Genomic DNA, 1103 nt, shown 5'->3' with positions numbered 1-1103 from the left:
TGTAGTGGTCAAGTGTTTTAGGCCACCGTCTTTTGAGCTTTCCAGTAGGCTTGCTCAGCCACATTCGGCGGCAGTCCTTCGTTATGCTTATGCGGGCGAAGGGCACTGTAATAACCGATCATGTAGTCCGTTATTGACTGCTTCGCCGAGGCAAAGCACGGATACCCGGTTTCCGGCACCCACTCTGTTTTCAGGCTCCTGAAGAAGCGCTCTGTTGGGGCGTTATCCCAGCAATTTCCCCGGCGACTGAGGCTCTGCTTCATCTGGTACCGCCAGAGCAACTGTCGGAAACCCAGGCTGGTGTACTGGCAGCCCTGATCCGAATGAAACATAACTTCCGACGGCTCTCCGCGTGATTCGTAGGCAATCGTCAAAGCCTTTTTTACCAGCTCCGTATTGGGCGATAAAGACATTGCCCAGCCTACCGGTTTACGAGAAAATAAATCGATGATCACTGCCAGATAAGCCCAGCGTGCACCTGTCCAGATATAGGTAATATCGCTCGTCCAAACCTGATTGGGCTCCTTCACATCGAACTCCCGATCCAGAAGGTTCGGGATATCCAGGTGCGGCTGATCCGCTTTTTTGTAAGCGTGACTTGGCGGTTGCGTGCTCACCAATCCCAACTGCTTCATCCGTCTGCTGGCACGGTAACGGCTTAGCGGTATTCCGGCCTGCGTAACCATTTGGGCAATACTACGAGCGCCGGCCGAACCGTTACTGGCCTCGTGCGCTTCGACAATCTGATCCAGCAGTTCCTGCTCCGTTTCGCAGGGCCTGCTGTCCCGGCTGCGCCAGGCCCGGTAGCTACTGCGATGCACCCCAAACACCTGACACAGATGCTGCACCGCATGGCTCTCTTCAAGTCGCTCGATTATCGAGAATTGCTCAGGGAGTCCGACATCAAGAGAGCGGTGGTGAGTTCAACCGGTCAACGCAAATATACTTTGTAGCTTCTCCACAGGTGTCAGGTAGTCGAGTGTTTTCCTCGGTCGTTCATTCAGCTTCCGTGCAAATTCATTTAACTGCTTCTGGGAATAGCCCGATAAATCGGTCTTCTTCGGGAAGTACTGGCGTAACAGACGATTGGTGTTCTCGTTGCT

1 protein-coding gene and 1 pseudogene are annotated in these 1103 nt (G+C 53.6%); both read right to left on the bottom strand.

Annotated elements, in window-relative coordinates; translation table 11 throughout:
- Positions 1–17 precede the first annotated feature (17 nt).
- Positions 18–917, bottom strand: a pseudogene (locus tag H3Z84_RS07990) (IS3 family transposase); the annotation flags it as partial.
- Between the two features lie 6 nt (positions 918–923).
- A partial coding sequence (locus H3Z84_RS07985) for a transposase (protein WP_416226082.1) occupies positions 924–1103 on the bottom strand: 180 nt, incomplete at its 5' end.

This window comes from Marinobacter sp. bablab_jr003 (assembly GCF_016464245.1).
Classification (GTDB): domain Bacteria; phylum Pseudomonadota; class Gammaproteobacteria; order Pseudomonadales; family Oleiphilaceae; genus Marinobacter; species Marinobacter vinifirmus.
Note: the sequence above shows the minus strand (reverse complement) of the source record. Positions and strands in the feature narration are given on the sequence as shown.